The sequence below is a fragment of the Sulfuriferula nivalis genome, from assembly GCF_009937995.1.
Lineage (GTDB): Bacteria > Pseudomonadota > Gammaproteobacteria > Burkholderiales > Sulfuriferulaceae > Sulfuriferula > Sulfuriferula nivalis.
The window spans coordinates 1,653,316-1,673,926 of record NZ_AP021881.1 but is presented as its reverse complement, the minus strand read 5'-3'; the positions used below and the strand labels follow the sequence as shown (position 1 = coordinate 1,673,926).

Sequence of the window (20,611 nt, the reverse complement as noted above, 5' to 3'; positions counted from 1 at the left end):
TAATCTGCGATGACTATTTCCAGCCAAATTCGTGCACAAGCACAAGACCTCCTTAACTTCATAGACGCCAGCCCCAGCCCTTGGCACGCGGTGCAGACAGTGAAACAGCATTTAACCGCGCATGGATATAGTGAGTTGCAAGAAGCCGAGCGCTGGTCGTTAGCTGCGGGCGGAAAATACTACGTAGTGCGTGGTGGCGCTTCAGTGATCGCCTTTCAAATCGGACAGCATGAGATTGCCAAGTCTGGTTTACGTATCATAGGCGCACATACTGATTCTCCGGGCTTACGTCTAAAGACTAATGCAGCACAGGTCTCGGATGGTTTGGTGCGGTTAGGTGTGGAAGTCTATGGCGGGCCTATCTTAGCGACATTTACTGATAGGGATTTGAGTCTGGCTGGTCGTGTCAATGTGCGTACAGCAGATGGATTTTCTACGCATTTATTGAAATTTGATACGCCTGTCGTGCGCTTGCCAAATCTGGCGATACACATGAATCGTGATGTGAATGATCAAGGATTGAAGCTGCACAAACAAAATGAATTACCGCTGATATTCGGGGTCGCTGAAGATAAAAAAACAGCACCTGAACAGTTTTTAAACCACATTGCTCAAGCATTAAATATCAACGTGGAAAATATCCTTAATTACGAATTCAATGTGTTTGATACCCAAAAAGGCAGTTTTTGGGGTATCGACAATGAATTTATTGCCGATAGTCAGCTCGACAATCTGGCTTCATGCCATGCCGCACTAACTGCCTTGTTGGCGTCTGACCATGCCAACACAACTAATATCTGCGCACTATTTGACCACGAAGAGGTAGGTAGTGAAAGCGCAACAGGCGCTGATGGCAGTTTTGCTCAGGACGTAATTCAGCGGATATTCTCGGCATTCGGCCTAGACGAAGAAGCGCGGCATTGCGCCTTGGCAACGAGCTTCTTTATCAGCGCAGACATGGCGCACGCGTACCATCCTAACTTCCCCAACGCCTATGAGCCACAACATAAGGTCATGGTTAACGCGGGCCCGGTGATTAAAACCAACGCCAATCAACGCTATAGCACTAACGCAGACACTGCTGCACGCTTTACGTTGTTATGTGAGGCCGCTGGTGTACCTGTGCAAAATTACACGCACCGCACCGATTTAGGCTGCGGCAGCACCATAGGTCCGATATTAGCCTCACGCCTAGGCATAGCGAGTGTTGATGTAGGTTGCCCGATGTGGGCGATGCATAGTCTGCGTGAAAGTGCGGGTGTAATGGATCACAACTATATGATTTCGGTGATGCAGACTGCTTACAGCAGTTAATCCGTAATATTAACTGGCATCCCTACTTCCACACGATCAAACAGATCAGTGACATCTGCATTACGCATACGTACGCAACCGTGAGAAGCTGGAGTACCCATGAGATGTTCTTCGTTAGTACCGTGGATATAAATATATCTGGCGTGGGTATCAACGTCGCCCCCCTGATTTTTACCTGACTCGCGCCCATCCAGCCACAGTATACGGGTCAATATCCAGTCTCGATCAGGATAGGCTGCGGCAAGTTGTGGATTCCAAACTTCCCCTGTCGGCTGACGCGCACTAAATACTGCATAGAGTGGCGCACCAGCACCGATTTTTTCACTAATTACATGTTTGCCACGTGGCGTTTTGTAGCTGCCCATCTGTTCGCCTGCGCCATTGGCCGCAGTAGAAACAGGATATTGGCGAATGAGTTGCGGATCACCATTTAGATCGTCTTCGAACAGGTATAACTGCTGTAGACGCAGGCTGATTTCTATGCGGTAGGACATTTTTGTGCTTTCTGCTGCGCACGACGTTGCGCAAAAAAATCGGATAACATAGTACTGCATTCACTAGCGAGCACACCACCTGTGACTTGGGTATGGTGATTTAATTGAGACTGTTCAAACAGATTTAATACGCTGCCAGCTACGCCTGTTTTGGCATCAGTCGCGCCATAGATCAAACGCGTTACCCGAGCATGCATCATCGCACCTGCACACATGGTACACGGCTCTAAAGTGACGTATAAACTGACCTCAGGCAAACGATAATTTTGCAAATACTGCGCCGCTTCACGTAACGCGAGCATTTCTGCATGGGCTGATGGATCATGCAGTGCAATAGGCGCATTGCTGCCACGCCCTATGATATTTCCTTCATGCACAACAACTGCACCCACGGGCACTTCACCACGTTCCGCAGCTTGTTGCGCAAGGACAATTGCCTCACGCATGTAATACTCGTCACTAAGCATTTATGCGGGAAATACACCCGTGGATAAATAACGATCACCACGGTCGCAGACGATAGAAACAATAGTAGCATTGCTAACTTGCTTGGACAGCTCTAAAGCCGCAAACAATGCACCACCAGATGATATTCCAGCAAAAATACCTTCTTCACGCGCTAAACGACGCGTAGTTTCCTCTGCATCAATCTGACTGACCAATCGGATTTCGTCGGTACATTGCTTGTCATAAATTTTTGGCAAATACGCTTCCGGCCATTTACGTATACCTGGAATTTGCGCACCTTCTTCTGGCTGTACCCCGACAATACGCACATCAGGATTTTGTGACTTCAAATAGCGCCCGGTGCCAGTAATCGTACCTGTTGTACCCATACTACTGACAAAATGCGTTACCGTGCCCTCGGTGTCGCGCCAGATTTCCGGACCCGTAGTATCAAAGTGTGCTTGTGGGTTATCGCTATTGCTAAATTGGTCGAGAATAATACCCTGCCCGGCTTGTTGCATAGTTTTGGCAAGATCTATCGCCTCTTCCATGCTGCCTGCCTGACTCGTTAGGATAATCTCGGCACCAAAGGCACGCATGACCTGACGACGCTCTATGCTCATGTGTTCAGGCATGATGAGTATAAGCTTATAGCCTCGCATGGTAGCTGCCATTGCCAATGCAATACCCGTATTGCCGCTGGTCGCCTCGATTAGCGTGTCACCTGGCTTGATTTCGCCACGCGCTTCGGCATGCATCACCATGGCTAATGCTGCACGATCTTTGACCGAGCCTGCAGGATTGTTACCTTCAAGTTTAACCAGTATGGTGTTACTGGTTTCGCCGGGCATGCGCTGCAATTTAACTAAAGGCGTGTTACCAACAAAGTCGGCTAAGTATTTGTAATCAGGCATGATATTGCTCACGCAATATATCTACGTATCGTGCAGTACCTTCAGCCACAGTAAGCATGTCTTTGGTGTACCCCATACTACGTAAAGCACTGATATCGGCTTGAGTAAAGCTTTGATATTTCCCCTTGAGGGCTTCTGGAAAATCAATATACTCGATCAATCCTTGCTGCTGTAAGGCAGTCAAATCCAGTGCTGCTTCACCATTGTGATGACGACATTGGTTAATGACGGCAACAGCAACATCGTTAAATGGCTGACTGCGTCCTGTACCTAAATTAAATATACCTGAAGCATCTGGATGATCGAGGAACCACATATTTACTTTAACGACATCTTCTATCGATACAAAGTCACGACTTTGCTCACCATTACCATAACCAGCACAGCCTTCAAACAATTTAACCTTGCCCGTAGCCATGTATTGATTAAAAAAGTGATAAGCAACCGATGCCATACGGCCTTTATGTTGCTCGCGTTGTCCATAAACATTGAAATAGCGGAAACCAACGATTTGTGAAGTTTTATCTTCCCAGATACGACGCACTGCCTGATCAAACAGAAATTTCGAATATCCGTACACATTCAAAGGTGATTCATGCTCGCGGCGTTCAGAGAAAACCGTGCCTGAACCGTACACCGAAGCAGATGAAGCATAGAGGAAAGAAGCCTGATTTTCCTGGCAAAAATCCAGCACATCCATGGAATAACGATAATTGTTCTCCATCATGTAGCGACCGTCAGTTTCCATAGTGTCAGAACATGCACCTTCATGAAATACTGCGGTCACTGCGCCATCCAGTGAGTTGTTATGAAGCAACTTCATGAAGTCAGTTTTATCAATATAATCAGCAATCTCACAATCAACCAGATTTTTAAATTTATCTGCTTTAGTCAGATTATCCACTGCAATAATATCGGTAATCCCTCTATCATTTAGCGCTTTGACAATATTAGAACCTATAAAACCTGCTGCACCTGTAACTACATAATAATACATACGCTACTTTCTATTTAATACGATAAAAACGGTTAGCTAATTCTTTACCAGCGGGGAGATTATCTAATCGGTCACCCACTGCCTCACTTAACATGGCAAAGCGTACATCAGGTGCTGGATGGGTTTTAAACAGCAATGCAACGCTACTATCCCCTGGCGCAACATGACCAATTTCCTCTAGCACAGTGGGTAAGCCATAAGCGTCATAGCCCGCACGAGCAGCAAGTACCAATCCCATACGATCGGCTTCAAATTCAGCGCTCTTGTCTAACTTGCGAGACATTATTTCAGCACCACTACCTATGAGATTTTGTAATGCGGCTTGTCCTTTAACTTCACGACCTAGCGCATCTGCTCCCAGTCCGATAATTTGACTCTGCTGCAAAATCTTAAGCTGGTGCTTGCGTACAACGTGTGCGATTTCATGACCCAGTACGCCAGCAAGGTCAGACTCATTATTGAGTTTTTTATATAAACCTTTGGTAATAAATACAAAACCACCCGGTGCTGAAAAAGCATTGATATCATTGCTTTCGATAACACCGAACTGCCAAGGCAGGTCTGGACGTTCACTTTGTAAAGCCACCCAACGCCCAACCAGATTTACATAGTTCTGTAATTTTGCATCCTTAACGAGTGGGGATGCACCCAGTAAATTACCAGAAACCTGACGACCTATCTGAATTTCATCATCGACAGAAGTACCCTTGATTGCGCCTAGCAAAACTGCAGCAGGATCTAATTTATTGGATTTTGTCGTATCCCCAATGTTGTCGGTAGTCTGACTAGTATTATTGCTAGGCAACTGCTTCAGGACATTATTCAAATCATTAAGGTCAAAAGCGTAGGCCGATGTTACGCTGAGGGTTGTTAACAATAAACTTATCATCGTCTTTTTCATATCAGCATCCTTCATTGGCTATCAACGGGAGCAGGAAGATAAGCAATACTTTGCTTGATCAACTTGCCTTGTTTAGCAAAACTCTTTGCTGTGTTTGTGCTTACCTGGTAGCTAGCCAATTCGCTCATACCTTGCGCACTATAATGTGCCGATTTTAAATCTTCTTCACTCAAACCACGCACACCCGCAGTTGCAACGATTTGTCCAGGCTGACGTTTACCCGTGGCCATTTGTGCTATGCCTGCAAGATCAGCACCGCTATTACTAACTACCGCGCCTGATGTTCGCACAGATAACATACGCACCCAGCCTTTGCTGGCACCGACACCAATTTGTAACCATCCACCTTGCTTGGTAAGCACGTTTACAGTACTTCCCTTGCTCAACTTGGTAATTGGCTTTGCAGTGCTACTAGGTAACGCATAAATCGTTTCGGATTTAATCAGGACGCCGGGTGTAGCTGCAATAGCGGCACTACTGAATATGCTTATACTCAGTAATAAAGCAGATAATTCTCGACGATATATCATTGCACGCTCCTGACTTAAAAGATTAATTCTACCTTGACTTGCGCAATCTGCGGTGACAATAGATACTTATTGGCAATTCTATCAAGAAAGCCTGTTTTGAGAACTTGGATTACGCAATTGGGCAATGCATGGTTGAAACGCTGGTCTGCGGTATTAGCTATGGCCTATTTCGCCATGCATTTACTGGAAGTGGCTGTTAGTCCACGTACTTACGACAGTGCGACACGCTGGATTATCGTCAAACAAATTTACTTTACCGCAGTGCAAGCGCTGCCGATATTCTTGGCTTATTCGCTCATTATCAGTGCCCTGCTGATACATATCATGGTATCTGTTGCCCGTGACTTAGGCTTATCGGGTTATGTCCCTGGCTTGATAGTCGGTTTTTTATTAACACAACTCTTACCATTGTTGTCAGCGCTATTTGTTGCACTGCGTTCGGGGGCTGCGATCAATACTGAGATTGCGTTAATGCATGTCAATAATGAAATTACCGCATTTGAGCATGCGCAAATTGACCCTATGCGTTATGAATACATGCCACGTGTTATTGGTGGCGTAGCATCGGTACTCACATTGACAGGGTTGTCCATACTAGGCGCATTATGCGTGGCTTTTGTCGGCATTTACGGTTGGGTCTGGGAGAATTGGTCCTGTTATGCACACATGATGGCGCAATTACTACCTGTTTCATTGATACTGGGCGTAGTAGTAAAAACCATATTGTTCGGCTTGGCTGTCACACTCATCCCACTGAAAACGGGGTTGGAAATCCCTAAACGTTTATTTCTGGTACCTGTCGCAGTGCTCAAGGGCATGATGCGTGTTTTTTTCGCAATTGTTTTAATTGAGGTGGCATCATTAGCATTGAATTACATATAAATTACTGTGCGGATGAAGCTGAGCGGCGCGCGCGTATCACTACCCTGCTAGGTGCAAGTGGGCATGAGTGTGCGTTGATCTCGCCTGAATTGCCCTTACGTGTCAATTTGACTTGCCTCGAAAATATTGCACTTATTGACCAGCTACACCAGCACGCCACTTGGATCCATGCCAGCGAACGAGCACAACAATTACTAACCTGCATGGGCTATCAGGATATAGCTACGAAACGCGATGAGGATTTAACTTACAGCCAGCGTTTTGCCGTCAAAATGGCGCGTGCCATTATGCTAAAACGTCCACTAATCGTCATAGACCGTCCTGCACTATTATTACCCGATGTATTTTATCCGCAAATTTTACGCTCTACACTCGCTTGTCTATTACATGAAGCTTGCGAATATGTAATTATTGACTATAGCTGGTACACCCCGCTTTATGAGACGCTACCATGAACGAATCCATGCAATTTAAAGTCGGTTTATTTATATTCAGCAGCATAGTATTTGCCGCTGGTTTCTTCGCTTATTTAGGTTATGAGCGCGGCTGGTTTGAACAAAAATTAAGTTACACCCTAATTGCCCCCAATGCGGAAAATATTACCGTGGGTATGCCTGTCAGCTTTCGTGGCATTCCGGTCGGACAAGTCAATAGCCTATCCCTCACCAAGCAAGGCATGGCGCGAATTATAATTAGCGTAGATAGTCAGCAGAGTGTATGGCTGCGTGCTAATAGCCAATTCTCGCTAGACAAGCCTTTGGTTGGCGCGGCCAGAATAAAAGTTGAATCAGCTGATTTGAATAGCCCAGAGCTCAATACAAAGACAACCCACCCACTGAATATTGCCACAGGTGGCGTTGATGTGCCGGCGCTTGTTGCCAAAGTGAATGGTGTGCTTGACCAATTCAATCAACTTGCGGCTAATCTTGCCTACATCACTCGCCGTAATGGTGAGGCGAATACCGCACTGGTCAACGTCCAGCACATTACGCAAGCAATGACGGGTAAATATGGCATCAGCCAAGGTCTGCTTGGTGGCGAACAACAGGCGCAATTATTAATCGACACATTACAAAACACGCGTGATTTAACCCATAACCTCAATCAATTATCGGTAAAAATTGATCACATGGCCTTTGATAAGGGTGGCCTGGCAGATAAAGCCGACGCTTCGTTGGCACAAATACCGCCGATGCTCACCGACATACGCACCAGTCTTAAAAAGGTCGATGAGCTATTAGTTAATACAAATGCACTCACCAGCAATCTCAAACAAGGTACTGATGATATGGGGCAACTAAGGTCAGAAGTTGATGAAGCCTTAAGCAAAACGAATCAGCTTATTACTAAAATAAACCGTTTCCTGCCCGCAGGTAAAGCTGGCGAGGTGAAACTGCCATGAAGACATCCGCGCTTATCCTTGTGTTGCTGTTAAGTGCGTGCGGCGGAGGTCCAACTGTACCTGATTGGCAAATCGACACGCAAGCTGCTATGGCACGTTACACCCAATATTACTTAGAAGGCCGTAGCAAACTGGCACTTGCCAGCTTTAACAAGGCGCGTAGTGCAAGTGCAGCGACTGCCGACATCAATGCAGTAGCGCATTTAGAATTGGTGCGATGTGGCGTGGCAATGGCGGCTCTGGATAGCGCACCCTGTACAGGCTATACATCACTGGCAAGTACGAATTCAGTAGATGCAAATTATTATCACTTTTTAATTGGAGACTGGCGTTTATTAAATGCAAAAATACTACCCAGTTCTTATCAAGCCATGGTAGTAGCTGATTCTGTCGCAGAATCAAATGCTCGTATTAGTCAGATCAGCGATCCACTATCACGTTTGATTGCAATTTCAGTTAATGTAGTAAGGCAGCAATACGACAACCAAACTTTGGACATTGCAATCAATACCGCAAGTGAACAAGGCTGGCGCAGACCATTACTTGCCTATTTGCTAGTACAAGAAAAAAACACCCCTGATCCAACACAACAGCAGCTGATTCGGGCTAGAATAGAACTGCTGCAATCATCCCTACAAAATTAATAAGGAGACAACATGAGCAAGCTGCACGAAGTCAAAAAATTAGGTCAATCCATCTGGCTTGATAATTTGTCCCGTACTATTATCAAAGAAGGTGAACTGGCAAAATTGGTGAATGAAGATGGCGTCACTGGCATTACTTCTAATCCTGCCATTTTTCAAAAAGCACTCACGGAAAGTCCATATTACAAAGAACAATTTGATCAATTAAAGTTAACCACGCCGGATCCAGAGATGCGTTATGAGGCGATGGTTATTCCTGACATACAAGCTGCCTGTGATATTTTACTCGCTACCTATAAAGCCTCGGATGGTGATGATGGTTACGTGAGTCTGGAAGTATCACCCAACCTTGCAAATGATGCAGAAGGCACTATTGCAGCAGCCAAACGATTACATGCAGAAGTTAACCGCCCTAACCTACTTATTAAAATCCCGGCAACACCAGCTGGCCTGATTGCTTTTGAACAAGTCATCGGCATGGGTATCTCGGTCAACATCACATTATTGTTTTCCATAACCCAGACAGTTCGTACTTTTGAAGCCTATATCCGTGGATTACGTATATATCTCGCTAATGGCGGGAATGGTCGTAACATCAAAGCGGTGGCGAGCTTATTTTTGTCTCGCGTAGATTCCAACATAGACCCACGTTTAGCAGCTATTAACACCCCAGCGGCACTTGCTTTGCAAGGACACGCTGCTTTAGCTATCTCCAAACTAGCATACCAGCGCTATAAACAAATATTCCATGGTGACTACTTTGCAGATTTGGCAAAAGCGGGCTGCCGTCCACAATATTTGTTATGGGCTAGTACGGGCACTAAAAACAAAGCTTATTCTGATGTCAAATATCTTGATAATTTGATCGGAGCCGAAACAGTAAATACCGTTCCAGGTGCAACATTGGATGCATTCCGGGATCATGGTACGGTGTCAGATACTGTGGAAAAAGGCGTTGATGTAAGTCAAGCTGATTATCTGGCATTGGAAGGTATGGGTATCTACGCGGATGAAGTGGGTGAAACATTGCAACTGGAAGGTGTAAAAATATTTGTCGACGCATATCAACAAATACTTGCAACCTGTTGATTTCATAAATCTGTTATTTTTGATTTGACACTATTGCTCGAAGCAGGTAACTTTTACCCGCGGCTCGCTTCGCTAACCCAAAATATAATTTTTAAACTAGGAGAAACACTGCATGACCAAGCATCTTAAAGGCATTACTGCCGCCTCAGCTATAGCACTTTCTATCATTGCAGGCACAGCCTCTGCAGCCCCTGTGTTAATGTCTGCCGACTGGGCAACACAAGCTTGCGAGTCTTTTAATAAAAACGCAATCCTTACCGATGGTTTAAGCGGTAAATGGGTTAAAAACAACAAAGGTCGTGGTTTCAAGATTATTCAAATGTATCGTAGTGACTGTGAAGATAGTCCACACGTAGAAATGCGTATTTCTGAAAAAGCGGGCAAGGCATTCTGTTCTTATGGCGGCAAAGTTGAAACACCTAAATTAGACAGCGATATTGACTATGTGATGTATGCTACAACAGAAAAATGGCATGATATGGGTGCTGGTGAATACGGCCCTATGAAAGCGATGATGTTTGGTCGTTTAAAGTTTGAAGGTCCAAAAGGCGAAGCCATGAGCGTAATGGGTCCATTTGAACAGTTCTTGTTGCTTGCAGGTAAGGTGCCTTCTACAGAAGCATCATGTCCTACTAAATAATAACAACTTAATTATTACTAAAAAGGCTTTTGTGGTACAACCACAAAAGCCTTTTTTATTGAACAAATAAATACCAGTAATAAATGAATGCCCTGGATAACTCTCTGATCACGAACTTACAGGTATTTATACAAAAAATTTAGCATATTCTAGTGAGTCATATTGTATTGTATAAGATAGCCTGCCACCCCGGCGAAGTAACCCAATAGCGCAAGCCAGCTTATTTTTTTGATATACCAGAGAAATTGAATTTTCTCTAATCCCATAGCCGCAACACCAGCTGCAGAACCAATGATTAGCATAGAACCGCCAGTGCCCGTGCAGTAAGCGACAAATTCCCACAAGAAGCTGTCTGCTGGATATTGCTTAATATCATACATGCCCATAGAAGCTGCTACGAGAGGGACGTTATCCACAACCGCACTGACCAGCCCCATAATAATGACTATCATATCCTGACGACCAACCTTCTGGTCTAGCCAGCTAGCAATCACCTCAAGGATACGGCTGTGTTCCAATGTTGCCACTGCTAATAAAATCCCGATAAAGAACACAATAGAGCTCATGTCGATATGCATCAGCGCATGCGCCAATGTTAAATGCTGCTTTTCTTCATCTTCTTTATGACGGTGTATCAAATCACCAACCAGCCAGAGGAATCCAAGACCTAACAGTATTCCCATAAATGGAGGCAAATGGGTCGCAGTCTTGAATACGGGAACCAGAACCAGGACACCTAATCCCACAAAAAACATGACATTCCGCTCAAAATCGCTAGTTTGCAAATGGTTACTGCTTTGGAGTTTAACAGGGGAAGTGATACTTTTACCTCTAAGGTTATAACTTACGACTAACAACGGTACGATTAGATTAGCCAAAGAAGCAAGAAATAACCCTTTGATTATCGAAATAGCAGTTATTTGCCCACCGATCCAGAGCATGGTGGTCGTTACATCACCTATAGGGGACCATGCACCGCCAGCATTTGCAGCGATGACTATCATTGCTGCGAATAAAAGACGATCTTCCCGCTTGTCCAAGAGCTTTCTGATTAAAGAAACCATAACTATGGTTGTGGTTAAATTATCTAAAATTGCACTGAGAAAAAAGGTCACAAAACCTACCAGCCACATCAGTGACGAAAGTTTTGTGGTCTTAATGCGTGAAGTAATTACTTCAAAGCCATTATGGGCATCGATAACTTCAACAATAGTCATTGCGCCAATCAGGAAAAACACGATTTGTGCGGTTGAAGCCAGTGATTCACTAAGTTGATGCTCCACCAGCATATGGTCATTGGTACTAACAGCATAAACTGTCCATAACAAACCCGCACCTAGCAGAGCCGAAGCAGATTTATTAATTTTAATTGGGTGTTCCAGCGCAATTGCTGCATATGCGATAAGGAAAATAATAATGAGTGTGCTGATCATATTTTTACTAATAAAAGGTTAACAACTCTATCTAATGTAAACTGACAGCGAGTTGTTTAATAAAATGAATTGACGCTTAATTCTGTATATTTTACTTTTATGCCCTATAAGGCAAATTTGCAACGTCTAGCATTATACCAACGTAAAGTAGCTTTGCGACTTTACCCACATTTCATCAGCATTAGGCAGTTGCTATGCAGGTATATTCCGTCCCAACCACCACAACCAAACAAATCCAAACAGCCCTGCCAGCATAGAGGCGACCAATATGCCAGTTTTGGCCATCAGCAGATATTCAGGTTGACTTGCAAAACCCAATTCTGCGATAAAGATCGACATAGTGAAGCCGATACCTCCTAGAACAGAGACGGCTGCAATCTGGCTGAAGCGCGTGCCGGTAGGTAGTTGCCCTACTCCCAATCGCAAAGCCAACCAGCAAGCGCCAGTAATGCCCATAAATTTACCAAACAGCAGCCCAAAGGTTACGCCCAGCATCACCGGATGCGTAAAAGTATCGCCAAGCGCGCCAAGTTGCAATGGGATGCCAGCATTAAACAAGGCAAAAATTGGGATTACAATAAAAGCGACTGGTATATGCCAAATATGCTCTAAACGCTGGAGTGGTGTTTGTACACCCCGCACATTTTCATCTAAATTTTGCACAACTGCATACAGCTTTTCATTAGTCATCAGCGTGTCATCTTGCTGGTGATTGGCTATAAAGCGTTCTAGCTGAGCTTTGACGCGTTCAATAAATAAGCCAGGGGCATACTTAGATCTTGCCGGCACAGTAAATGCACCCAGTACGCCTGCCAGTGTAGCGTGAACACCTGATTGCAATAGCGCATACCAGAGCAAGACCGCTACTAAAAAATAAGGCATCACCTTACGAATCCCAACAAAATTTAATATTAATAATACGGCGAACAATGCCACGGACGCTAGCAGCCAATTAAGTGCTAATTCTTGCGTATAAAATAATGCAATGACCAATACGGCGCCGAGATCATCGGCAATCGCTAGCGCGACCAGAAATGTAATAAGCGCCTTGGGTACGCGACCTGCCAACAACACCAACGCGCCCACAGCAAATGCGATATCAGTGGCCATTGGAATCCCCCAGCCACGGGCTGCATCGCCGTCATGATTAAATGCCAGGTAGATGAGTGCGGGCACTATCATACCTCCAATAGCTGCGATGATAGGCAATGCTGCTTGACGCAAATCTGATAGTTCACCCACCATAATTTCACGCTTAAGCTCTAAACCGACAACAAAGAAAAAAAGCGCCATCAAACCGTCGTTTATCCAATGGTGCAAACTCATATTAATTGCCCAGTTACCAACACTTAAATTCACTGGGGTGTGAATAAAATGCAGGTATGCTTCCGATAAATAACTATTTGCCAAAAAAAGCGCGACTATTGCCATGCCCATTAATAGCAATCCGCTTGTAGTCTGGCGGTGGATAAACTCTTCAAATGGAGTCAGCACTCGGTTGAAAGTGCGCTCCCACGGAGCATAGATACGTCCCTTTTCTATATTGGACAAGGGTTGTTGGTCTTGTGACATATTTACTTTTCCCATTAAATATTTAGAAGCACAGTAACTAGTTGCGAAGTTATGGAACAAGATCTGATGAAAGTTCGATTCCAAATTATGTGACAATCTGGCTGTCAGCACAAAACAGATAAAATCGATTACCTTGCATATGGCACATACAGCTACATCGCGTCAGCCATTTCTAGACTTCGACAGTTACAATCAACATCATTGATGTATTTAACGCTAGATTCATCTACCACCTTACCGTAACATGTTCCATTTAGTTCAGCACGTATTTCTGTAATGTCTACGCACCCCCGCCACCGCTCTACCCTCACTGTATTACTGGCAGGACTTGCTACACTTGGGCCGTTCTCAATTGATACCTACATGCCTTCATTTCCTGCAATACAGGCAAGTATGCACGCATCGCCACTAGAGCTTCAACAAACGTTAAGCGTATATTTGTTGTGTTTCGCCATCATGATGCTATTTCATGGTTCACTATCAGATTCATTTGGTCGCCGACCAGTAATTCTTGTTTCGCTGCTAGCCTTTATATTTACCTCCATATCGTGCGCATTTGCGCAGGATATACACACACTCATTATATTGCGTGGGCTACAAGGATTATCGGCGGGTGCAGGGATGATAGTAGGCCGCGCCATCATCCGAGACCTGTATACAGGGGCAGAGGCGCAGCGCTTAATGTCTAAAGTCACGATGATGTTTGCAGTATCTCCCGCTGTTGCACCCATTATAGGTGGATGGCTACACATGATGTTTGGCTGGCAATCAGTATTCTTTTTTATGGCTGGGCTAGGATTGCTGCTATTAGTCATAAGTTACCACTATTTGCCAGAAACGCATCCCGCAGTAGCGCGACATACTTTTTCATTTAGACCCCTGGTCACTAATTATCATCAAGTCGCCAGTCATCCGCACTTCTTATTATTGGCAAGCACTGTCGCACTTCATTTTGCGGGGTTTTTTCTGTATATAGCATCAGCATCTGTATTTGTGTTGCAAACACTACATTTAAAAGAGGATCAATTTGCAGGCCTATTTATTCCTGCAATAGCAGGCGTAATGATAGGCGCATTCATATCAGGCCGTGTGGCTGGACACATTACACCACATAAAACTGTTAAATATGCCTATGTGCTTTTGCTTTGCGCGGCCACAATCAATATCGGTTACAACGTTTTTTTCATACCAACGTGGCCTTGGGCGGTTTTACCCATCACGCTATATGGCGCAGGTATGTCACTCGCAATGCCAAGCATTACCCTGCTCGCCTTGGATTTATTCCCGCAACATCGTGGATTGACATCCTCTATGCAAGGTTTTGTCCAAACCATGCTTAATGCCATGGTTGCAGGTGTTGTTTCCCCTTTGTTATCAGCCTCACCAATTTATCTGGCGATAGGGATGATGATATTTTTACTACTTGGGCGTGGCACATGGGGGCTATATTGCTCTGTCAATAATAAACATTAAATAATAAATATAATTAATTGTATTTTAATAATTAATTAAAATTACTTTGATTTAATCATTAAGAATAGAGGCAGAATAACCCCCTTATTTAATACTTAAAAAATAGATTTTTGTCCTACAATAAAATTGCTTCATGCAAATTCATTAACTTTTATTTAGGAGAATAAAATGTCATTCAATCCAAGTGCAATAGGAACAGGTGTCAATGCAGCTAACGCCAAATCATTAATGGAAACCCACATGGCAAAAGCTCAACACTGCTGCAAATCCGGCAGCGGTTCTTTTGCTCAAGCATTATCAAACTTTTCCAGTCCAGAAGCGGTTCAGAATCGTGATGAAGCCAAATCATCTATGAAAAGTATCGCCCAGTCTCAGCAATCAGGCGCAGATATCCAGCAGGCTGCACAAAGCCTATCCGGTAATACATATGCTTCGGTTAATGATTATCTGCAAGCGCTTTCACAATCAGCGAGCCAAAGCATTTCATCAATATAATCTCAATACAAAGTTGGCAAATGATAGTTAGTGCTGAATTTCCACAAGGGGATTCAGCACCGCAACACTACTGAACCGCAGTGACATAAAACTATGCTATTTATTTAGTACGTTTTACTATTTGATAAGATAGAATATGACACTTTCATTCATAAGCTCACCTTCATGCTCCCATTTAATCAAGAAACTATTGATGTTGCATGGCTACTCACTGTGCTAAATGGTTCTTTTAGTGAAATTTATTTCATTGATTGCGCAACCAAAAAAATCGCACATGCAAATGAATCTGCATTAACTAATCTGCAATACAGCCTTAATGAATTAACCCAAAAGACTCAATTTGATATCTCACCTACGCTCACGCCTGAAGTACTGGATGAGCTTTTGGCAAACATTTGTAACCATACTCAGCAATCAGTAAGTATTGAAACAACAAACCTGCGACGAGACGGCTCGACATATCCCATTGCCTTCCGATTATTTCGCTCACCTGATCCTGCACACTCCTATATCGCAATTGGGAGCGACTTGAGCCAACAGCAAACCAATGCAGCGGCGTTGCAATTAAGTGAGTCACGTTTCCAGGAAATCATCGCTAACATTCCCAGTCTGGTTTTTCAGCTCCTGCGTCGCCCCGACAATTCAGTTGCTTTTCCATATGTTAGCGATCGTTGTGCTGATCTGCTAGGCATCGTATCAAATGCATTAATCCATGATGCCAATCTGTTTGTCGATTTAATTGTGCCCGATGATAGAGCAACCTACTGGGATACTATGCAACAGTCGGCTTCATCCATGCATACATGGAACTGGAAAGGTCAAGTTTGGATAGAAGCGTGGCAGGATATAAAGTGGATTGCAATACGAGCAACCCCAACGCTACAAAAGGATGGCAGCACACTGTGGAATGGCGTTATTACTAACGTTACGCAGACCAAGCATGAGGAAATGGAAGTAAAGCAGACACAGGCGCAACTGGCAGAATTATCATCACACACAGAGCGTATTAAAGAACAGGAACGTACCCGTATTGCACGTGAAGTACATGATGAATTAGGCGGGAATCTGACGGCTATCAAGATGGCAGTAACATTAGTCAAACGACGGTTAGCGACTGACGATAGCTGCCTTGAAAAAATCAACTATATTGACATGTTAGCGGATAGAACCATAGAATCAGTCCGGCGAATTGCCAGTGATTTACGTCCTAGTATTTTAGACTTGGGCTTGGTAGCTGCGATAGAATGGCAAACGCGTGAATTTGAACGTCAAATGGGTATCACCTGTGAATTTATAACATCAGATGATGATATTGCGCTCAATTCCGATCAGGCAACGGCGCTTTTTAGGGTTTTTCAAGAAGCGCTAACCAATATCAGCAAACATGCGAATGCAACATTAGTTCATGTGCACTTGAAAAAACAGAAAGCCGACATCACCTTAGAGATAGATGATAATGGTAAAGGTATGGAACAAGCTGACAGGCTGAAGTTAAAGTCCTTTGGTATACGCGGCATGATGGAGCGCGTGAACTCGTTAGGTGGGCAATTGTCTATTACATCAAGCACCGAAACGGGAACTAACATTCTCATCAACATTCCACTAACTCATGAGTAATAATTATGACTACAGATAAAAAAATTCGCGTATATATTGTTGACGATCACGCTATCGTACGAGAAGGCTTGAAACAAATTCTGGCCGACACTACGGACTTAATCGTTGCTGGTGACTCTGATACAGGTCATGAGGCAATTAAACTGGCACGAAACCGAGAGTTTGATGTCCTGCTACTTGATGTTTCCATGCCTGATCGCAATGGCATTGAAATATTAAAGCAAATCAAAAAAGAGGCTCCTTATATAGCGGTACTTATGCTCTCTATGCATAGTGAGGATCAATATGCCATTCGTTCACTTAAAGCGGGCGCATCCGGCTATTTAAATAAACAAAGCGCACCTGCTGAGCTAGTGGATGCTATACGGGAAGTCTTTGCTGGTCGCAAATATATTAGCAATGCACTGGCGCAAGAACTCGCCAATCAAATTGGTGGTAAACACCAATCATCAGCCCATGAGACACTTTCTGATCGTGAATACCAGACCATGACCATGATAGCCTCTGGGAAGTGCGTTAGTGACATTGCTATAGATTTGAATTTGTCTGTTAAAACAGTCAGCATGTATCGCGCACGCTTGTTGCAAAAGATGCAATTAAAAAATAATGCAGAATTAATGCATTATGCAATGAAAAATAATTTAGTTTAATTATTATTAATAATCAATTAGATATAAAAAATTGTGAAATTATTTAATATTTATTTCACCTAAACCCTAAAGTAATCGGTTTTTATGCCGTTAATCAGTTGATTGCGCTTCTAGTAAATCAGTTACCATTATACCTAATCGAAATGGTAACTGTGCTAGAAAGCGAGTGCAATCATGAAAACCCCACCGGAAAATTCTACACCGCTCAACCCCGCAGAAATTGCTCGTGAAGCATTTCGCCAGTTGGCTATGCAAAAAATCGCCCCGACTCCTGAGGCATATCACGCAGCGTACAATAAAATCAGCGGCGTTATAGAGACACACAATCCTCAAATTATTCTTAATGATTTTGCCACGGAGCTCACTCGTCTTCCTGGCGAAGCCTCATTCTTCGGAAAGCGCTTACGTAAAGCTGCTGAATCCAATAACTGGGCTGCATATCAGGAAGACCTGAATGAGCTTATTAACAACCAAATAAAACCAAGTATGCAAGTCGTTGCCGCACCCGCTGTAAGCACGGTTGCACAAGTTATTGCTGCAGATACAGAGCAAACTCAGTTGCTACGTGAACTCCTCACCCGCACACTGACATTTGCCGTCGCTTCACTACTCTCCAACATACCTGAACTAGCAGCAGAATCTGAAGCATTGGGCAATGCAATCAAAGATGCACGGACTGATGCAGAGCTCACAGATATTGGCAATCGCTTAAAACAACTCTGCTTCCGTATCGAACTTAAAAGTGGAGATATCGCTGAACAGCAAGATATGCTGTTGCGTTTATTCAGGTTGTTATTGGACAACGTCAGTTACTTACTCGATGATGACAGCTGGCTACGCGGCCAAATTAATGTAGTGCAAAATCTAATTGCCGGCCCAGTCAACCATCATGCTCTGGAAGATGCGACACAAAGCCTGAAGGAAGTTATTTACAAGCAAGGTACCTTAAAGGACAGCCTGTCAGAAGCTAAAATCACTGTTAAAAACATGATTACGATCTTTATTGATCGTTTAGGTTCTATCGCCACCACTACCGGTGATTACCATGGCAAGATTGATATCTACACACAAAAAATTGCGCAAGCACAACACATTAGCGAACTTAATACCATTTTGGATGATGTGATGCGGGATACACGCAGCATCCAGGCGGAAGCATTAAAATCTCGCGACGAAATGCTGGTAGCGCATAAAGAAGCACAAGATGCAGAAGCCCGCATTCATCTACTAGAATCTCAACTAGCTGAAGTCAGTGCTTTAGCGAGTCATGATCAGCTTACCAACAGCCTGAATCGTCGTGGTCTAGATGATGTGTTTGAGCGTGAACAAGCTCGTGCTGATCGCCATGGAACAACCCTAAGCATTGCTATGCTGGATATCGATGACTTTAAGAAACTAAACGATACCTATGGGCATGAAGCAGGTGATGAAGCACTTATCCATATCGTACGTATCGTTAAAGATACTTTGCGCTCTATGGACGTGGTTGGCCGGTTCGGTGGTGAAGAATTCATCATTGTTTTGCCCGACACACCAACAATAGAAGCAGTTGATGTAGTTGGTCGCCTACAAAAGGAACTAACAAAACGTATTTTCATGTTTAACAATCAGAAACTGTTCATTACTTTCAGTGCGGGCGTCGCTACTCGCGCACCAAATGAAGCAATGGCTGAAACAATTCGTCGTGCAGATGAAGCCATGTACAAAGCCAAAAAGACCGGGAAAAACCGTGTAGTTGCAGCCGATTAAGTTTTTTGACAAATAAATAAATTAAAGTTTTCCTTAAACGTAGCCGAAAACTGGGTAACTGGCTAGCAAAGCAGTGAACTGAAGAAAGTAAAAGTTTAGAAAAAAACATTAAACTTCTTCAAAAGATGACCGATAAAGTAAATAACAGCGGTGAAAATGCTTCAAAGAGAAGTTCCAGCGCTGAAGTACTAAGTTGATTCATAGACCCGAGTTATTTAAGGAGAATTATCATGGCACAAGTCATTAACACTAACGTATCCGCTCTGTTTGCTGGCCAAGCGTTGAATAAATCACAACAAGCATTACAGACAGCTCAAGAACGCCTTTCATCAGGCTTACGTATCAATAGCGCAAAAGATGATGCAACTGGCCTAGCGACTGCCACTACCTACGACACTACGATACGCGGTGCAAACCAAGCAGCTCGCAATTCAAATGACGCCATCTCAACCGCACAAACCAATGACGGCTATATGGCACAAATTACCGCCAATCTGCAACGTTTATATGAGATTGGAGTGCAGTTGGGCGGTACGGCATCAGGCGCAGAGGCAACAGCATTGATAGCAGAAAATACCCGCATTAATGCTTTAGCCACCAGCGATACCGGAGCAGTTATTGACTCAACGGGTACTGTAGGAGGTGCAGTTGGTACGAAGCCTACGCTTACTGCCACCGGGAGTTCCGCATCAATTGCAACCATTAATGCCGACCTTACTGCCGTTTCTACTGCTCGTTCAAGCTACGGTGCAGATATGGCAACCTATGGTTCAGCTGTAGCCGTGTTGCAACTGCAATCCGTGAACGTATCTGCATCATACAGCCGTATCATGGATACAGATTATGCCGCAGAGACAGCTGCAGCATCTAAAAACAACATCTTGCAACAAGCGGGGACAGCAGCATTAGCACAAGCTAACCAAAACCCCCAGTCAGTCTTGTCACTGTTACGATAAGACGCTAGTATGACTTAGCCCTAAACAGATCGCTGTTTAGGGCTAAAACATTAGGAGGATATCATCATGATTATCCAAAATATAGGTTCAACCGGACTAGCCGCTACTCCTGACACGGGTGCGGCTAAAGTCGCTTCTCCTGCACCCACTCCGACGCCAGCCCCAGCCCCTGAAAAATCAGCGACGTCTCAACAGCTACATGCTGCGGTAGACACTATGAACCATGCCATGGCGCAGTCAAATCAGAGCTTGCAGTTCAGTGTGGATACAGAAACAAAGAGACCCGTAGTCACTGTGGTTGATAGCCAAACAGGCGATGTGATTATGCAATTTCCGTCAAAGGCAATATTGGCGATTGCACACTCAATAGACCAATATCAAAGCGGTATGCTATTGAATCATAAGGCTTAAG

22 protein-coding genes are annotated in these 20,611 nt (G+C 44.1%); 14 read left to right on the top strand and 8 right to left on the bottom strand.

Going from position 1 to position 20,611, the window contains the following annotated elements:
- The first annotated feature begins 9 nt into the window (after positions 1-9).
- Positions 10-1,314, top strand: a complete 1,305-nt coding sequence (locus tag SFSGTM_RS08255) for a M18 family aminopeptidase (protein ID WP_162084741.1) — start codon at positions 10-12, stop codon at positions 1,312-1,314.
- Here the strand turns inward: SFSGTM_RS08255 and SFSGTM_RS08250 are convergent.
- The 6 genes from SFSGTM_RS08250 to SFSGTM_RS08225 are packed head-to-tail and all read right to left on the bottom strand — an operon-like array spanning position 1,311 to position 5,597.
- Positions 1,311-1,808, bottom strand: a complete 498-nt coding sequence (locus SFSGTM_RS08250) for a L,D-transpeptidase (RefSeq protein ID WP_162084740.1) — start codon at positions 1,806-1,808, stop codon at positions 1,311-1,313. The genes SFSGTM_RS08255 and SFSGTM_RS08250 overlap by 4 nt on opposite strands.
- Positions 1,793-2,275, bottom strand: a complete 483-nt coding sequence (gene tadA, locus SFSGTM_RS08245; RefSeq protein ID WP_162084739.1) for a tRNA adenosine(34) deaminase TadA — start codon at positions 2,273-2,275, stop codon at positions 1,793-1,795. The genes SFSGTM_RS08250 and tadA overlap by 16 nt, the downstream gene beginning before the upstream one ends.
- Positions 2,276-3,169 (bottom strand): cysteine synthase CysM, encoded by an 894-nt coding sequence (cysM, locus tag SFSGTM_RS08240; RefSeq protein WP_162084738.1) that lies wholly within the window; start codon positions 3,167-3,169, stop codon positions 2,276-2,278.
- Positions 3,162-4,166 carry an ADP-glyceromanno-heptose 6-epimerase gene (rfaD, locus tag SFSGTM_RS08235; RefSeq protein ID WP_162084737.1) on the bottom strand — a complete coding sequence of 335 codons (1,005 nt, stop codon included), beginning with the start codon at positions 4,164-4,166 and terminating at the stop codon, positions 3,162-3,164. The genes cysM and rfaD overlap by 8 nt, the downstream gene beginning before the upstream one ends.
- 10 nt (positions 4,167-4,176) lie before the next feature.
- Entirely contained in the window at positions 4,177-5,067 is an 891-nt protein-coding gene (locus tag SFSGTM_RS08230) for a M48 family metalloprotease (protein WP_162084736.1), read from the bottom strand.
- 11 nt (positions 5,068-5,078) lie between these two features.
- Positions 5,079-5,597, bottom strand: a complete 519-nt coding sequence (locus SFSGTM_RS08225) for an SH3 domain-containing protein (RefSeq protein ID WP_162084735.1) — start codon at positions 5,595-5,597, stop codon at positions 5,079-5,081.
- 96 nt (positions 5,598-5,693) lie between these two features.
- Between SFSGTM_RS08225 and SFSGTM_RS08220 the strand changes: the two genes are divergently transcribed.
- The 6 genes from SFSGTM_RS08220 to SFSGTM_RS08195 all read left to right on the top strand — a co-directional run bounded on the left by SFSGTM_RS08220 (position 5,694) and on the right by SFSGTM_RS08195 (position 10,254).
- Positions 5,694-6,479 (top strand): MlaE family ABC transporter permease, encoded by a 786-nt coding sequence (locus tag SFSGTM_RS08220; RefSeq protein WP_162084734.1) that lies wholly within the window; start codon positions 5,694-5,696, stop codon positions 6,477-6,479.
- 74 nt (positions 6,480-6,553) lie between these two features.
- On the top strand, positions 6,554-6,934 hold the full coding sequence (locus SFSGTM_RS08215; protein WP_162084733.1) for a P-loop NTPase family protein: 381 nt from the start codon (positions 6,554-6,556) through the stop codon (positions 6,932-6,934).
- Positions 6,931-7,881, top strand: coding sequence for an MlaD family protein (locus tag SFSGTM_RS08210; RefSeq protein ID WP_162084732.1), 951 nt, complete (start codon positions 6,931-6,933; stop codon positions 7,879-7,881). The genes SFSGTM_RS08215 and SFSGTM_RS08210 overlap by 4 nt, the downstream gene beginning before the upstream one ends.
- Positions 7,878-8,525: a hypothetical protein gene (locus SFSGTM_RS08205; RefSeq protein ID WP_162084731.1), complete on the top strand. Its 648-nt coding sequence runs from the start codon at positions 7,878-7,880 to the stop codon at positions 8,523-8,525. The genes SFSGTM_RS08210 and SFSGTM_RS08205 overlap by 4 nt, the downstream gene beginning before the upstream one ends.
- A 12-nt stretch (positions 8,526-8,537) precedes the next feature.
- Positions 8,538-9,614 (top strand): transaldolase, encoded by a 1,077-nt coding sequence (gene tal, locus SFSGTM_RS08200; protein ID WP_162084730.1) that lies wholly within the window; start codon positions 8,538-8,540, stop codon positions 9,612-9,614.
- A gap of 112 nt (positions 9,615-9,726) precedes the next feature.
- Positions 9,727-10,254: an SCP2 sterol-binding domain-containing protein gene (locus SFSGTM_RS08195; protein ID WP_162084729.1), complete on the top strand. Its 528-nt coding sequence runs from the start codon at positions 9,727-9,729 to the stop codon at positions 10,252-10,254.
- A gap of 149 nt (positions 10,255-10,403) precedes the next feature.
- Here SFSGTM_RS08195 and nhaD read toward each other — a convergent pair whose 3' ends face one another.
- Both nhaD and nhaA read right to left on the bottom strand, forming a co-directional pair.
- Positions 10,404-11,687 carry a sodium:proton antiporter NhaD gene (nhaD, locus tag SFSGTM_RS08190; protein WP_162084728.1) on the bottom strand — a complete coding sequence of 428 codons (1,284 nt, stop codon included), beginning with the start codon at positions 11,685-11,687 and terminating at the stop codon, positions 10,404-10,406.
- Between the two features lie 192 nt (positions 11,688-11,879).
- Positions 11,880-13,259, bottom strand: coding sequence for a Na+/H+ antiporter NhaA (gene nhaA, locus SFSGTM_RS08185; protein WP_162084727.1), 1,380 nt, complete (start codon positions 13,257-13,259; stop codon positions 11,880-11,882).
- Positions 13,260-13,535: 276 nt separating this feature from the next.
- Here nhaA and SFSGTM_RS08180 point away from each other — a divergent pair, with 276 nt between their 5' ends.
- The 7 genes from SFSGTM_RS08180 to SFSGTM_RS08150 all read left to right on the top strand — a co-directional run bounded on the left by SFSGTM_RS08180 (position 13,536) and on the right by SFSGTM_RS08150 (position 20,610).
- Complete coding sequence (locus tag SFSGTM_RS08180; RefSeq protein WP_162084726.1) at positions 13,536-14,732, top strand: multidrug effflux MFS transporter; 1,197 nt, start codon at positions 13,536-13,538, stop codon at positions 14,730-14,732.
- Between the two features lie 168 nt (positions 14,733-14,900).
- Positions 14,901-15,227, top strand: coding sequence for a hypothetical protein (locus tag SFSGTM_RS08175; protein WP_162084725.1), 327 nt, complete (start codon positions 14,901-14,903; stop codon positions 15,225-15,227).
- Positions 15,228-15,392: 165 nt separating this feature from the next.
- Entirely contained in the window at positions 15,393-16,844 is a 1,452-nt protein-coding gene (locus tag SFSGTM_RS08170) for a PAS domain-containing sensor histidine kinase (protein ID WP_162084724.1), read from the top strand.
- 5 nt (positions 16,845-16,849) lie between these two features.
- Complete coding sequence (locus tag SFSGTM_RS08165; RefSeq protein WP_162084723.1) at positions 16,850-17,494, top strand: response regulator; 645 nt, start codon at positions 16,850-16,852, stop codon at positions 17,492-17,494.
- Between the two features lie 174 nt (positions 17,495-17,668).
- A complete protein-coding gene (locus SFSGTM_RS08160; protein ID WP_162084722.1) occupies positions 17,669-19,243 on the top strand; it encodes a GGDEF domain-containing protein in 1,575 nt (524 codons plus the stop codon).
- Positions 19,244-19,473: 230 nt separating this feature from the next.
- A complete protein-coding gene (locus SFSGTM_RS08155; RefSeq protein ID WP_162084721.1) occupies positions 19,474-20,199 on the top strand; it encodes a flagellin N-terminal helical domain-containing protein in 726 nt (241 codons plus the stop codon).
- A 66-nt stretch (positions 20,200-20,265) separates the two neighbouring features.
- Complete coding sequence (locus SFSGTM_RS08150; protein ID WP_162084720.1) at positions 20,266-20,610, top strand: flagellar protein FlaG; 345 nt, start codon at positions 20,266-20,268, stop codon at positions 20,608-20,610.
- Position 20,611 lies beyond the last annotated feature (1 nt).